Source organism: Pseudonocardia sp. HH130629-09, from assembly GCF_001294645.1.
GTDB lineage: Bacteria > Actinomycetota > Actinomycetes > Mycobacteriales > Pseudonocardiaceae > Pseudonocardia.
In genome coordinates this window covers 1,694,048-1,707,419 of the sequence record NZ_CP011868.1, presented here as the reverse complement: position 1 = coordinate 1,707,419, position 13,372 = coordinate 1,694,048, and the positions used below count along the sequence as shown (strand labels likewise).

The window sequence follows — 13,372 nt, the reverse complement described above, 5'->3', positions numbered from 1 at the left end:
GAGACGGCCCGGCGGGCCCCGGGGACGGCCCGGGAGGGCACGGCATGACCGCCCAGGAGGTCCTGCGCCTCAACCCCAACCTGGTCGACTACCTGCTGGTGGCCTTCTACTTCGTGCTGGTGCTCGGCATCGGCTTCGCGGCACGCCGCTCGGTCTCCTCCAGCCTCGATTTCCTGCTGTCCGGCCGGTCGATGCCGGCCTGGATCACCGGCCTGGCGTTCATCTCGGCGAACCTCGGCGCGATCGAGCTCATCGGCATGGTCGCCAACGGGGCCCAGTTCGGCATCCCGACGGTGCACTACTACTGGCTGGGCGCGATCCCGGCGATGGTGTTCCTGGGCATCGTGATGATGCCGTTCTACTACGGCTCCCAGGCCCGCAGCGTCCCGGAGTTCCTGCTCAAGCGGTTCAACAAGACCACCCAGCGGGTGCAGGCGGTGATCTTCGCGGTCGCCTCGATCCTGATCGCCGGGGTCAACCTGTTCTCCCTGGGCCTGGTCCTGGAGGCGCTGCTCGGCTGGTCGCTGTACCTGGCGATCCCGGTCGCCGCCGTCGTCGTCCTGGGCTACATCTCCCTCGGCGGGCTGTCCGCCGCGATCTACACCGAGGTCCTGCAGTTCTTCGTGATCCTCGCGCTGCTGATCCCGCTGACCGTCGCCGGGCTCAACCGGGTCGGCGGCTGGGACGGCCTGACCCGCGCGGTCACCGAGGGCCCGAGCGGCGGTGCGGACCTCAACGCCTGGCCCGGCACCCCGCTCACCGAGATCGCCAACCCGTTCCTGTCCGTGCTGGGCATCGTGTTCGGCCTCGGGTTCGTCCTGTCCTTCGGCTACTGGACGACGAACTTCGCCGAGGTCCAGCGCGCCCTGTCGGCCAAGTCGATGTCCGCCGCCCGGCGCACCCCGATCATCGGTGCGTTCCCGAAGGCGCTGGTCGTGCTGGTCATCGTGACCCCGGGCATGATCGCCGGGATCCTGGTCCCGCAGATCGCCGCGGTGAAGTCCGGCGGCGGCGACGCCGTCGAGGGCATCACCTACAACAACGCGCTGTCGCTGCTAATGAAGGAGGTCCTGCCCAACGGGATCCTCGGCGTCGCGATCGCCGGCCTGCTGGCCGCGTTCATGGCGGGCATGGCGGCGAACATCAGCTCGTTCAACACGGTGTTCACCTACGACATCTGGCAGGACTGGGTGCGCCCGGGCCGCGCCGACCGCTACTACCTCGGCGTCGGCCGGCTGGTCACGATCGTCGGCTGCGTGCTCGCGATCGGCACCGCGTTCATCGCCTCGGGCTCGGCGAACCTGATGGACTACATCCAGTCGCTGTTCAGCTTCTTCAACGCACCGCTGTTCGCGATCTTCATCCTGGGTCTGTTCTGGAAGCGGATGACCGGGCCGTCGGCCTGGATCGGCCTGCTCTCCGGTACCGCCGCGGCGGTGCTCGTCGACATCCTGGTGCGCACCGAGGTCTGGACGATGTCCAGCCAGGCGGGCAGCTTCGTCGGCGCCATCGCGGCGTTCGTCGTCGGTGTCGGCGTGGCCGCGGGGGTCTCGCTGGTGACCACCCCGAAGCCGGACGCCGAGCTGGTCGGTCTGACCTGGAGCCTCACGCCCAAGGAGGCCCGCACCCATTCCACCGACGGCGACGACGCGGGCTGGTACCGCAGCCCGGGTGTGCTCGGTGCGCTGGTGCTCGCGATGACCGTCGTCCTCTACATCGCGTTCGGCTGAGCGGAGACCTGCGATGAACTCGAAGAGTGCAGACCACACCCCCGGCGACCGCGCCGGGACCGACGCCCCGGTCTCGACGACCGCGGCCAACCTGTTCGACCTGCGGTCGGTGATCGCCCTGCTGTTCGGGGTCTACGGCATCGTGCTGCTGATCATGGGCATCGTGTCGGGGAACGACCCGGAGAACCTCGCCAAGACCGGCGGTACGAACCTCAACCTGGACACCGGCATCGGGATGCTGGTGATCGGGGTGCTGTTCGTGCTGTGGGTGTACCTGCGGCCGCTGAAGCTGGCCCCGCCGGCAGCCGACGAGCAGGACTGACCCGGACCACGCCGGCCGGGAGTGCCCTCAGCGCTCGCGGCCGGCGCGGTTCGGGTAGACCGGGTTGAACGCCGCGAGGGTGTAGTCGTCGATCCGGCGCACCACGCGGGTCAGGCCGGAACGCAGGACGCGGAGTGTGTCGATCATGGATGGGATTCCCTTCGGTGTCGGCGGCAGAGCCGCCAGCTGTGGACGAGGGAGCCCGCCGGGTGAGGCGGGCGGCCTCGTCACCGGACCGTTCCAGGATGCACTGAATCGATCCCGACGCACCGCCGATCGCGAGCGCGGTCACGATGTGAGGCCGATCGCGGCGTGCGGGTGATCGCCCGCGACGGCGCGCACGAGATCGAGATCGCGCGGTCGCGCTTCCGCTGCACCGTCGCCCGCGTCGCCGATGTCGCAGCGGCCCAGGCCGTGATCGCCCGCGTCCGCCGGGCCGGGCCGGACGCCACCCACCACTGCACCGCGCTGCGCATCGGCGACCCCGCCACCGGGGACCTCACCGCCCGCAGCAGCGACGACGGCGAGCCGTCGGGCACCGCGGGCGTGCCGATGCTGGAGGTGCTCACCCGCCGCGGGCTGACCGACGTCGTCGCCGTCGTCTCGCGCTGGTTCGGCGGGACGAAGCTCGGCGCGGGCGGGCTGGTCCGCGCCTACTCCGGTGCCCTGACCGCCACCCTGGACGCGGTGGGCGAGCTGCGCCGGGTCCGGCACCGCGAGCTGCTGTTCGCCGTCGGCCACGACCGCGCCGGGCGCCTGGAGCACGACCTGCACCACTCCCCGTACCGGCTGTGCGACGTCACGCACGGCGCGGACGTCACGCTGACCGTGGCCGTCGCCGAGACCGACACCGGTGCCTTCGCCGACTGGCTCGCCGAGCACACCGGCGGCGACGTCGAGGCGCTCGACGCCGGCCCGCGCGACCTCTACCTACCCTGAGCGCGTGCACATCCGCGCCGCCACCGCCGACGACCTCCCCGCCGTCCTCGACGTGCTCCGCCCGATCTTCGCCGACGGCCGGACCTACACCGTCCCGCCCGACGCCGACGACGCCTGGATCACCCGCATGTGGATGCTCCCGCCGCCGGCACGGGTCGTCGTGGCGGTCCGGGACGGGAGGGTCGTCGGCACCGCCAAGACCGGACCCAACCAGCCGGGGCCGGGCTCGCACGTCGCGACCGCGAGCTTCGCGGTCGACGCCGGCGAGGCCGGGCGCGGCACCGGGCGTGCGCTCGGTGAGCACGTGCTGGCCCTCGCCCGCGCGGACGGGTACGCCGCGATGCAGTTCAACGCCGTCGTCGCGACCAACACCCGCGCGGTCGCGCTGTGGCACTCGCTCGGCTTCGCCACGGTTGGCACGGTGCCCGACGCGTTCGCCCTGCCCGACGGTACGACCACCGGCCTGCACGTGATGCACCGCTACCTGTGACCCGCACGGTCTGCATCGTTGCACCTCTGTACCTGCAGAGTTAGCCGTGCCTACACTGTGTCTTCGCCAGACCTCATCACTTCACGGGGGCGCACATGACGAGCACGGACACGGCCGCACCGGTCAGCGTGGAGCAGCTGCGCCGACGCGGGTGGCGCGGCAGGCTCGCCGTCCTCGGGCCCGCGTTCGTCGCCGCCGTCGCCTACGTCGACCCGGGCAACTTCGCGACGAACTTCTCCGCCGGCGCCGGCTACGGCTACCTGCTGGTCTGGGTGATCGTCGTCGCCAACCTGATGGCGATGCTCGTCCAGTCGCTCTCGGCCAAGCTCGGGCTCGCGACCGGCAAGAACCTCCCCGAGCTGTGCCGCGAGCACCTCACCCCGTGGCGGAACCGGTTCATGTGGGCCCAGGCCGAGCTCGTCGCGATCGCGACCGACCTGGCCGAGGTGATCGGCGGCGCCGTCGCACTGCACCTGCTGTTCGGGATCCCACTGTTCACCGGCGGGGTGATCACCGGCGTGATCGCGTTCGTGCTGCTGGGGCTGCAGTCGCGCGGGCACCGGCCGTTCGAGCGGGCGATCGTCTTCCTGCTCGCGATCATCCTGGTCGGGCTGGTCTCCACCCTGCTCCGCACCGACGTGGACGGTCCCGCGCTCGCGGCGGGCCTGGTCCCGGGCTTCGACGGCGTCGGGTCGCTGGTGCTGGCCACCGGCATCCTCGGCGCGACCGTGATGCCGCACGTGATCTACCTGCACTCGGCGCTGACCCAGGGCCGCCTGGTCGCCCGTGGCCCGGAGGACACCCGGTTCCTGCTGCGGGTCGGGCGCACCGACATCGCGCTCGGGATGGGCGTGGCCGGGCTGGTCAACCTGTCGATGCTGGTCGTCGCGGCCGCCCTGTTCGCCGGCACCGACGTGCCCGGCACCAGCACCCTCGAGGGCATCTTCGCCGGGCTGGGCAACGAGCTCGACGCCGTCGCCGCGTACGGGTTCGCGATCGCGCTGCTCGCCTCGGGCTTCGCGTCCTCGGGCGTCGGGACCTACGCCGGGCAGGTCATCATGGCCGGGTTCCTGCGCCGCCGGATCCCGCTGCTGCTGCGCAGGCTGCTGACCCTCGCCCCCGCTCTGGTCGTGCTGGGCGTCGGGATCGACCCGACGCAGGCGCTGGTGCTCTCCCAGGTCGTGCTGTCGTTCGGGATCCCGTTCGCGCTGGTCCCGCTGGTGTGGCTGACCGCGCGCCGCGAGGTGATGGGCGACCTGGTCAACCACCGCGTCACCACGGCCGCGGCGGTCGTCGTCGCCGCGGTCGTGGTGGGGCTGAACGCCTTCCTGATCTGGGAGGCGTTCGTCGCCTGACCGCCCGCCGTCTCGGCCGGGCGGCCGTCGTCAGCCCCCGACGTGGCGCTCGATGAAGTCGATCATCGCATCGTGCGCCGGCGACGCCGTGCGTTCCAGACTCACGTCGTGCCCGCCACCGGGCAGGACGACCGCCTCCGACACCGCACGGGGGCCGAGGTAGCGCCCCTCCTGGGACGCCAGTGCCTCGGCCGAGGAACAGTCCGAGGCACCGACGGAGCAGAAGATGCTGTCCTGGTCGCCGTTGACGGTCAGCACCGGCACGTTGATCGACCTCGACTCCGGCCTGGCCAGGTACGTCGCGGCGGTGGCGAGCTCGATGTCGTTGCCGGCTCCCTTCAGCTCCTCGTCCAGCTCGATCACCGCGGGGTCGGCGTTCTCCACCCGGTAGAAGACCGAGCGGGTGCCGGGCCGGGTGGTCATGTAGGTCGGGTCGCCCGCCCGAGCTCGCCCGCCCGGGCGGCCCGGACGACCTGGTGCACCGCGTCGGCGTGGTTGTCGTAGGTCAGCGTGGCGCCGAGCGGGTGGAACGAGTCACCGGTGCCGATCCGGTCGATGTTCAGGGTGGCGATGCCCGCGGCGGTGGAGCGGTCGACGTAGGAGTACGTCTCCGGCTGGTACGGCAGGTCCCGGTAGTACCGCCCGTAGGTGTATCCGTGCACCAGGACCTGCAGCACCGAGGCACCGGCCCGGGGCACACAGGGCGCCGGCGATGTCCCCCGCTCCACCCACGACCCGGACCGGTACCCGGACCTCGCGGCAGTCCGTGGCCGGGGCCGCGAGGGCGGGGACGACGCCCACTGTGGTGGCGATCATCGCGGTCGCCACCGCCAGAACGGCAGCTCGCAGCGGGCGCGCGGAGGGGGAGGGACATCGTGTCTCCGTTCGACGGTGAACGCTCAGGGACACCTTCTTAACGAAAATTCGAAACGATCGGTGCGGCACCCGACGGAGTGGCGTGGCCCCCTAGCGACCGCGCCAGACCGGGTCGCGCTTCTCGGCGAACGCGGTGGCGCCCTCGCGGGCGTCCTCCGAGGTCAGCACGGGGCGGACGATCGCGTCGTGGCGCTCCCAGCGGTCGGCGCCCCAGTCCGGGCTCTCCCGCACGATCCGCTTCGACGCGGCGACCCCGAGCGGCCCGTTCACCGCGATCCGCGCGGCCAGCGCCAGCGCGGCCTCGAGCGCGGTGCCGTCGTCGACAACCTTGTTGACCAGGCCGGCGGCCTCGGCCCGCGCGGCGTCGATCGGGTCCCCGGTCAGCAGCATCTCCAGCGCCAGTGCCCGGGGCACCCGGTTCGCCAGCTCCAGCGCCCCGCCCGCGGCGGCGACCAGGGACCGCTTGACCTCCGGCACCCCGAAACGGGCGCCACGCCCGGCGACGACGAGGTCGCAGGCCAGCATGATCTCGAACCCGCCGGCCAGGGCCCAGCCCTCGACGGCGGCGATCATCGGGGCGACCGGCGGGGTCTGGGTGATCCCGCACAGGCCGCGCCCGGGCACCGACGGCCGCTCGCCGCGCAGGAACGCCTTGAGGTCCATCCCGGCCGAGAAGACCCCGCCCGCCCCGGTCAGCACGCCGACCCGCAGGTCGGGGTGGGCGTCGAGCTCGTCGACGGCTGCGGCGACGGTCCGCGCGACGCTCTCGTTGAGGGCGTTCTTGGCGTGCGGGCGGTTGATCGTGATCAGCAGGACGCCGTCCCGCCGCTCGACCAACACGTCCTCGTCGGACGCGGCCGTCCCGGAAGAAGTCAGTTCTGACTGCTCTGTCATGGGCCCACCCTAGATCGCGGGCGCCACCACCGGGACCGAGTGCTCCCAGTCCGCGAGCAGGGTCCGCAGCGCGGTCACCAGCGCCAGCGGCTGGTCGATCATCACGTGGTGCCCGGCACCGGGGATCTCGACGACCAGCGCGGCCCGGCCCATCCGGTCGACGGCCATCTCCCCCATGTCGGCCGGGACCAGGCCGTGCTCGGCGCGGAACAGCGCGATCCGGCAGCCCGGCCGTCCCAGGTCGCCGGGGGTCAGCGCGATCCCGCCGAAGATGCGCGGGTCGAACTTCCAGCTCCAGCCGCCGTCGACGGCGCGCATGCTGCGTTCGGCGATGTGCCGGTGCACGTAGGGCAGGTCACCGGACTGGCCGGGGATGGTGCGGAACCGCGCGACCAGCGCGTCGCGGTCGGGGTGCACCTTCACCGGACCGAACGCCCGCTGTTCCCGTGCCGCCAGCTCCTCCGGCGACCGGTCCCGGATCGGGGAGTCGACGGCGACGGACCCGGCCAGCTCCTCACCGTAGCGCAGTGCCGCGGTGAGCGTGACGTACCCGCCCATGCTGTGCCCGATCAGCGTCGGACGCGGGCCGAGGCCCGCGGCGTCGATCACGGCACGCAGCTCGGCGGCCCAGCGGTCCAGGTCGTAGGACGGTGCGCGCCCGGAGTCACCGTGCCCGGACAGGTCGACCGCCACCACCCGGCGGGTGCCCTCGGTCAGCAGCGGGGCGATGTGGTCCCACCAGTGCAGGTGTGCCGCGCCGCCGTGCACGAGCAGCACGCCGGGCCCGCCCGGGGTGCCCCAGCTGCGGAAACGGATCTCGACGCCGTCGCTCTCGGTGCGCCCGGGCTCGCCCGGCTCGGCGAGTGCGTCGGTGAACCACGTGGGCGGAGCGGTGGACACGCTGGGACCTCGGATCGTGGTGCGGGGACGGCCGTGGAGAACCTACCTCCCCGCGGCCCCGACGACGCCCGGCAGCGCGGCGGTGACCAGGGGTGGCGTCTTGTTGACACGTTTTCTACGATGACGGTGTGTCTCACAACGAGGTGGAGCCCGCCGGCCGCGTCCGGACGGTGCGCAGCCGGGACGACCTGGACCTGGTCATGGAGGAACGGGGCGACCCGTCGCACCCGACGGTCGTCGCGGTGCACGGCTATCCCGACGACCGGCACGTGTGGGACCGCGTGGCCGCGGACCTCGCCGCGGACCACCACGTCGTCACCTACGACGTGCGCGGCCACGGTGGCTCCGCCGCCCCCGGAGCCCCGGCCGGCTACGACCTGGAGCTGCTCGCCGCGGACCTGCGCACGGTCGCCGACGCCGTCTCCCCCGACTCTCCGGTGCACCTGCTCGCGCACGACTGGGGCGCGATCCAGACCTGGCACGCCGTGACGCGCGAGGACGGCGCCCCCTCGGCGATGGACGGCCGGGTCGCGTCGTTCACCTCGGTCTCCGGCCCGTGCCTGGACCACGTGGGGCTGTTCCTGCGCCGCCGCGGCCCGCGCGACCTGCGGCCGGTGCTCACCCAGGCGCTGCACTCCTGGTACACCCTGGCGTTCCGGATGCCGGTGCTGCCCGAGCTGATGGTCCGCAGCGGGCTGCTCGGCGCGATGGTGGCGAGGACCGAGCGGATCCCGCGGCCCTCGGTGCGCGACGCGGTCAACGGTCTGGAGCTCTACCGGCGGAACCTGCCCCGGCGGCTCGGACGCCCCCGGCCGCGCCGCACCGACGTCCCGGTGCAGATCCTGGCCCCGCTCGGCGACGCCTACGTCACCCCCGCGATGGCGACGAGCGCCGCCGCGTACGCCCCCGACCTGCGGGTCCGGTACCTGCCCGGCGGGCACTGGATCGTCCGCAAGCGGGCGGGTGTCGTCGCGCGCTGCGTCCGCGAGCTCGTCGCCGAGCGCTCCGGCGGCACCACCGCGCCCGCGCTGGAGCGGGCGGCGGCCCGGGGCGCCGCCCTGGTCCGCAGCGGGGGGCGGCCGGGCCGGGCGTCGCGCTGGGAGGGCTCGCTCGCCGTCGTCACCGGGGCGGGCAGCGGGATCGGTCGCGAGATCGCCCGCCGGCTCGCCGACCTGGGGGGACGGGTCGTCGTCGCCGACGTCTCGGAGGCCGGCGCCGCGGAGACAGTCGACCTGGTGACCCGACGGCACGGGCCCGGGCGTGCGGTGGCCGCGGTCGTCGACGTCGCCGACGAGGCCGCCGTCGCCGCGCTCGCCGAGCGGGTCGCCGCCGAGCACGGGGTGCCCGACCTCGTCGTGAACAACGCCGGGATCGCGGTCGCCGGGTCGTTCGCCGACACGACGACGCAGGAGTGGCAGCGGATCGTCGACGTGAACCTGTGGGGCGTCGTGCACGGCTGCCGGCACTTCGGCGCGCTGCTCGCCGCGCACGGCGAGGGCGGCACGATCGTCAACACCGCGTCGGCGGCGGCCTACCTGCCGTCGCGCTCGCTGCCGGCCTACGCCACGACCAAGGCGGCGGTGCTCATGCTGTCGCAGTGCCTGCGCGCCGAGCTGGCGGGCGCCGGGGTCGGGGTCACCGCGCTGTGCCCCGGGTTCGTCGACACCCCGATCACCGGTGCCACCCGCTTCGCCGGCACCGACGACGCCGCACAGGCCATCCGCCGTCGCGACGTCGCGGCGGCCTACGCCCGACGCGGGTACACCCCGCAGCGCGTCGCCGCCCGGCTGGTCCGCGCCGTCGAGCAGGACCTGCCGATCGCCCCGGTCACCGCCGAGGCGCACGTCGGGCTGCTCGCCTCCCGGCTGTCCCCCGCACTCGTCCGCGCACTCGCCCGGGTCGACGGGACCCGCTGAGCCTCCCAGGAGCATCGCCATGACCGACCCGACCGAGGACCGGATCGCGCTGCAGGCCCGCGACGTCCGGTTCGACTTCACCACGCTGCGGACCGACTGGATCCCCGGCGAGCCGTTCGCCTCGCACCTGATCGACGTGCTGCACCTGCTGCTGCCCGAGGGGGAGCGCTGGTTCGTGGAGGTCTTCTCCCGCGCGCTGCCGATGGTCCGTGACGAGGCGCTGGCCGAGGACGTGCGCGGGTTCATCGGCCAGGAGGCCGTGCACGCGACCTCGCACCAGGGGGCGCTGGACCACCTCGTCGAGGCGGGCGTGGACGTGACCCGTTTCGTCGAGCAGGTCGAGTGGATCTTCACGGAGCTGCTCGGCGACCGCGGCCTCACCGGCGACGCGGCCCGGGAGTGGCTGGTGGAGCGGGTCGGGCTGATCGCGGCGATCGAGCACTTCACCGCCGTCCTCGGCTCGTGGATCCTCGACGCCGACGCTCTCGACGCGGCCGGGGCCGACCCGCACATGCTGGACATGCTGCGCTGGCACGGCGCCGAGGAGGTCGAGCACCGCAGCGTCGCGCACGACCTCTACACCCACCTCGACGGGCGGTGGCTGCGCCGGATCCGGGCGATGGCGGTGGCCGGGCCGGCGCTGGCGAAGCTGTGGGCCGACGGCACCCGGCACCTGTGCGCCCGCGACCCGCACCTGCGCGGGACACCGCAGCGCCGGGCCCGGCTGCGCGACTACCTGCGGGACTCCCGGCGTGGGCTGGTGCCCGGCCCGTGGCTGTTCGCCCGCGCCGTGCTGACCTACCTGAGCCCGCGGTTCCACCCCGCCGCACACGGCGACACCGACGCCGCGGTGGCCTACCTCGCGGTCTCCCCCGCCGCCCGCGCCGCCGAGGCGGGGCACGCCGACCCGGCCGGGGGGTCCGCGGCATGAGGCCCGCACTGCTGTCCGTCGCGGGCTCGGCCGCGCCGCCGCCGCACCCGAACCGCGGGGCGACCGCGTTGTCGGTGCTCACCGCGATGACCCAGACCCTGGCGACGGCCGGTGGCCGGCACCGGCGCCCGGTCACCCCGGTGGACCGCACCGTGGTCGTCGAGGTGCACGCCGTGCGCCGCCCCTGCCCCGACGTCGCCGAGCTCGATCTCGTCCCGGCGGGCACCGGGCCGCTGCCGGGCTGGCGGCCCGGCGCGCACGTCGACGTCGAGCTGCCCTCGGGGTTGCTGCGGCAGTACTCGCTGTGCAGCGACCCGGGCGACCGGTCGGTGTACCGGATCGCGGTGCGGCGGGTGCCCGGGGGCTCCGGCTCGCACGAGGTGCACGCCCTGCGCCCCGGGGTGCGGCTGCGGCTGCACGGCCCGCGCAACGCGTTCCCCCTGGCCGCGGCGCCGTCGTACCTGTTCGTCGCCGGTGGCATCGGGATCACCCCGATCGCGCCGATGGTCCGGGCGGCGCACGCCGCGGGGGTGGGGTGGCGGCTGGTGCACACCGGCCGGGACCGGGCGTCGATGCCGCTGTCCGACACCCTCGCCACGCTCGCCCCGGACCGTGTGGTCCGCCGCCCCGACGACGTCGCGGGTGTCCCGACGGCGGCCGAGCTGCTGGCCGGGACCGACCCGGACGCCGCCGTCTACTGCTGCGGCCCGCCGCCGATGATCGAGGCGCTGCGCCGGGCGCTGCCCGCCGGGCAGCGGTTCCACTCCGAGCGGTTCTCCCCGCCCCCGATCCGCGGCGGCCGCCCGTTCACCGTCCGGATCGTCGGCGGCCCGGACGTCGCGGTCCCGGCCGACCGGACCGCGCTGGACGCCGTCCGCGCGCTGCGCCCGGACGTGCCCTACGCCTGCAGGCAGGGGTTCTGCGGGACCTGCCACGTCCGGCTGGTGGAGGGCACGACCGTGGGCGACCCGGCCAGTCCGGGCCGGACCGCGCTGTGCGTCGGGCGGGCCACGGACGGGACGATCGTCGTCGACCTCGGGCGCTGAGGCATGGGGTCCGTACCCTCGTCGGTGATGACCTCACCCGCACGTCCACCCCGGCGCATGACGCCCGAGGCCCGCCGCGCGCAGCTGGTGTCCGCCGCGCTCGACCTCTACGGCGCCCGCTCACCGGAGGAGGTGGCCGTCGAGGACGTCACCCGGGCCGCGGACGTGTCCCGGGCGCTGTTCTACCGGTACTTCTCCGGGATGGAGGAGCTGCACGTCGCGGCGCTGGGCAGTGTCGCCGAGGAGCTCATCGGCCGGGTCGCGCTGCCCGCCGACGGTTCGCTGGACTCCCAGCTCGCCGACGCGCTGGACGGGTTCCTCGACGTCGTCGGCCGGCACTCGCGGGCCTACGTCGCGCTGCTGCGCAGCGGCTCGGTCGTCTCCACCGGGGAGACCGACGCGATGGTCGACGGCGTGCGCGACCACATCGTGGACCTGCTGTGCGTGCGCGGCGGCGTGCCCGACCCGACGCCGCTGCAGCTGATGACGCTGCGCGGCTGGGTCGCGCTGGTCGAGGGCTCGGTACTGGTGTGGCTGGAGGCGAGCCGGGTGCCGGCCCGTTCCGAGCTGCGGGACTGGCTGGTCGAGCAGCTGTTCGCGATGCTCGGGGTGACCGTGGCCCGCGACCCGGACGCTCAGTTCTCCACGACGCCGAGCGCGTTGGGCACGAGCCGGTAGGCGTCCTCGGACGGGCTGTTCACGACCTGGCCGCGGAACACCATCGTCGAGGAGCCGCCCCCGTCGAGGTTGACGCCGTCGACGGCGCCCGCCCGGCGCAGCTGCTCGGCGGTCTCGGCCAGGGTGATGCCGACCGAGGTCGACTCGCGGCCGTCGGCGGTGAGCAGGATCAGCCGTCCCTGCGCGGTGAGTCCCGCGGCGCTGCGCGGGTCGCGGGAGCGGGCGTCCAGCCCGGCGACGGGTGCACCGTCGCGCAGGATCGGCGACGCCCCGACCGCGGTCCGCGGCGGTGTCCCCGACGCGGCGGTGAGCGCGTACCGGACGGTGACCCGGTCGCCGACGGCGAGCCGTCGCAGCGCGGCGGCGCCCTGGTCGCGGCCGGCGAGGACCTGGTCCCCGGCCGGGATCGCTCCCCCGCCGGGTGGGCGGACCGCGGTGACCGCGCCGTCGCGGACGACCACCTCGACCCGGTCCGGTGCGCACGGTGCGTTCCGGTCGGTGTCGCTGCCGCACAGCGTGGCGGCCCGGTCGCCCGCCCAGTCGGAGGTGAACAGCCCGATCCCGCCGACCGGCACGGCGTAGGCGTTGAGGGTGTCGATCCGGAGGCGGCCCTGCGGGCCGGTCGCGGAGGCGTCGAGGGTGAGCCGGTCCAGGCGCGGGGTGCCGTCGTCGTCGACGGCGAGCACGTCGCCCTGCTCGGCGCCGGGGACGCCCGGGGCGAGCCGCCGCCCCGGTGGGACGGCGGAGGTCAGCGCGCGGCCGTCGCGGACCGAGGGCCCGGCGGGGGCGTTGCTGCGCCCCAGGTCGAAGAAGTCGCCGTTGATCGCGGCGGCCGCCCCGCCGCGCTGCGCGTGCGCGGGCACCGAGGACCGCTCGCCGACCGTCGCACCGGTGAACAGGGTGGCGCGCAGCTCGGCCCGGTTCAGGTCGGCGACGACGACGTCGACGGTCACCGGCCCGGCCGGGGTGTCGACCCGCTCCTCGCGGTGGGTGATGGCGGGGGCCTGCGGGGCCGGGGCGACGGGCGCATCGGCCCCGGTGGACCCGGTGGACCCGGACGTCGCCGTGGACCCGAGCGCCACGGTGGACACGGTCTCGCCAGTGGACGCGGTCTCCGCAGTGGGCCCGGGCGCCGCGGGGACGACGACCGCGACGGGCGGCGCGACCCGGGCGGGACCCGCGGACGCCTGCTGGGTGACCGGTACCAGCAGCCCGGCCACGACCGCCGTCGCCACCGCCGCGCCCCGGCTGCCCGTCCATCCCGCCATGCCCGCACTCCCCCGATCGCCACCCGG

General features: G+C 74.4%; 14 protein-coding genes. 9 read left to right on the top strand and 5 right to left on the bottom strand.

Annotated elements, in window-relative coordinates; genetic code table 11:
• Positions 1-44: 44 nt before the first annotated feature.
• From XF36_RS07740 to XF36_RS07720, 5 genes are all read left to right on the top strand, one after another.
• Positions 45-1,730 carry a sodium:solute symporter family protein gene (locus XF36_RS07740; RefSeq protein WP_060711455.1) on the top strand — a complete coding sequence of 562 codons (1,686 nt, stop codon included), beginning with the start codon at positions 45-47 and terminating at the stop codon, positions 1,728-1,730.
• A 13-nt stretch (positions 1,731-1,743) separates the two neighbouring features.
• Positions 1,744-2,052, top strand: a complete 309-nt coding sequence (locus tag XF36_RS07735; RefSeq protein WP_060711454.1) for a hypothetical protein — start codon at positions 1,744-1,746, stop codon at positions 2,050-2,052.
• 312 nt (positions 2,053-2,364) lie between these two features.
• Entirely contained in the window at positions 2,365-2,991 is a 627-nt protein-coding gene (locus XF36_RS07730) for an IMPACT family protein (RefSeq protein ID WP_060711453.1), read from the top strand.
• A 4-nt stretch (positions 2,992-2,995) separates the two neighbouring features.
• Entirely contained in the window at positions 2,996-3,481 is a 486-nt protein-coding gene (locus XF36_RS07725) for a GNAT family N-acetyltransferase (protein ID WP_060711452.1), read from the top strand.
• Between the two features lie 95 nt (positions 3,482-3,576).
• Positions 3,577-4,836 carry an Nramp family divalent metal transporter gene (locus XF36_RS07720; RefSeq protein ID WP_060711451.1) on the top strand — a complete coding sequence of 420 codons (1,260 nt, stop codon included), beginning with the start codon at positions 3,577-3,579 and terminating at the stop codon, positions 4,834-4,836.
• A 30-nt stretch (positions 4,837-4,866) separates the two neighbouring features.
• Here the strand turns inward: XF36_RS07720 and XF36_RS07715 are convergent, their stop codons facing one another.
• The 4 genes from XF36_RS07715 to XF36_RS07700 form a co-directional block, all read right to left on the bottom strand.
• Positions 4,867-5,259: an alpha/beta hydrolase gene (locus XF36_RS07715; RefSeq protein WP_060711450.1), complete on the bottom strand. Its 393-nt coding sequence runs from the start codon at positions 5,257-5,259 to the stop codon at positions 4,867-4,869.
• Positions 5,256-5,513: a hypothetical protein gene (locus XF36_RS07710; RefSeq protein WP_145981297.1), complete on the bottom strand. Its 258-nt coding sequence runs from the start codon at positions 5,511-5,513 to the stop codon at positions 5,256-5,258. The genes XF36_RS07715 and XF36_RS07710 overlap by 4 nt, the downstream gene beginning before the upstream one ends.
• 289 nt (positions 5,514-5,802) lie before the next feature.
• Complete coding sequence (locus tag XF36_RS07705) at positions 5,803-6,606, bottom strand: crotonase/enoyl-CoA hydratase family protein (RefSeq protein WP_060711448.1); 804 nt, start codon at positions 6,604-6,606, stop codon at positions 5,803-5,805.
• Between the two features lie 9 nt (positions 6,607-6,615).
• Positions 6,616-7,506, bottom strand: coding sequence for an alpha/beta fold hydrolase (locus XF36_RS07700; protein ID WP_060711447.1), 891 nt, complete (start codon positions 7,504-7,506; stop codon positions 6,616-6,618).
• A 128-nt stretch (positions 7,507-7,634) separates the two neighbouring features.
• Here XF36_RS07700 and XF36_RS07695 point away from each other — a divergent pair, with 128 nt between their 5' ends.
• Genes XF36_RS07695 through XF36_RS07680 form a run of 4 tightly spaced genes read left to right on the top strand, consistent with a single transcriptional unit; the run spans position 7,635 to position 12,077 of the window.
• A complete protein-coding gene (locus XF36_RS07695) occupies positions 7,635-9,422 on the top strand; it encodes an SDR family oxidoreductase (RefSeq protein ID WP_349675543.1) in 1,788 nt (595 codons plus the stop codon).
• Between the two features lie 19 nt (positions 9,423-9,441).
• Positions 9,442-10,353, top strand: a complete 912-nt coding sequence (locus tag XF36_RS07690; protein ID WP_060711446.1) for a metal-dependent hydrolase — start codon at positions 9,442-9,444, stop codon at positions 10,351-10,353.
• Positions 10,350-11,399 carry a PDR/VanB family oxidoreductase gene (locus XF36_RS07685; RefSeq protein WP_060711445.1) on the top strand — a complete coding sequence of 350 codons (1,050 nt, stop codon included), beginning with the start codon at positions 10,350-10,352 and terminating at the stop codon, positions 11,397-11,399. The genes XF36_RS07690 and XF36_RS07685 overlap by 4 nt, the downstream gene beginning before the upstream one ends.
• A 27-nt stretch (positions 11,400-11,426) precedes the next feature.
• On the top strand, positions 11,427-12,077 hold the full coding sequence (locus XF36_RS07680) for a TetR/AcrR family transcriptional regulator (protein ID WP_238589171.1): 651 nt from the start codon (positions 11,427-11,429) through the stop codon (positions 12,075-12,077).
• Here the strand turns inward: XF36_RS07680 and XF36_RS07675 are convergent.
• Positions 12,035-13,345, bottom strand: coding sequence for a phosphodiester glycosidase family protein (locus XF36_RS07675; protein WP_145981296.1), 1,311 nt, complete (start codon positions 13,343-13,345; stop codon positions 12,035-12,037). The two genes, XF36_RS07680 and XF36_RS07675, sit on opposite strands and share 43 nt — an antisense overlap.
• Between the last annotated feature and the right edge of the window lie 27 nt (positions 13,346-13,372).

Coding starts and splice junctions, on each gene's coding strand:
- XF36_RS07675 (WP_145981296.1), bottom strand. CDS start 13,345: ATGGCGGGATGGACGGGCAGCCGGGGCGCGGCGGTGGCGACGGCGGTC.
- XF36_RS07735 (WP_060711454.1), top strand. CDS start 1,744: ATGAACTCGAAGAGTGCAGACCACACCCCCGGCGACCGCGCCGGGACC.
- XF36_RS07680 (WP_238589171.1), top strand. CDS start 11,427: ATGACCTCACCCGCACGTCCACCCCGGCGCATGACGCCCGAGGCCCGC.
- XF36_RS07690 (WP_060711446.1), top strand. CDS start 9,442: ATGACCGACCCGACCGAGGACCGGATCGCGCTGCAGGCCCGCGACGTC.
- XF36_RS07705 (WP_060711448.1), bottom strand. CDS start 6,606: ATGACAGAGCAGTCAGAACTGACTTCTTCCGGGACGGCCGCGTCCGAC.
- XF36_RS07720 (WP_060711451.1), top strand. CDS start 3,577: ATGACGAGCACGGACACGGCCGCACCGGTCAGCGTGGAGCAGCTGCGC.
- XF36_RS07715 (WP_060711450.1), bottom strand. CDS start 5,259: ATGACCACCCGGCCCGGCACCCGCTCGGTCTTCTACCGGGTGGAGAAC.
- XF36_RS07740 (WP_060711455.1), top strand. CDS start 45: ATGACCGCCCAGGAGGTCCTGCGCCTCAACCCCAACCTGGTCGACTAC.
- XF36_RS07685 (WP_060711445.1), top strand. CDS start 10,350: ATGAGGCCCGCACTGCTGTCCGTCGCGGGCTCGGCCGCGCCGCCGCCG.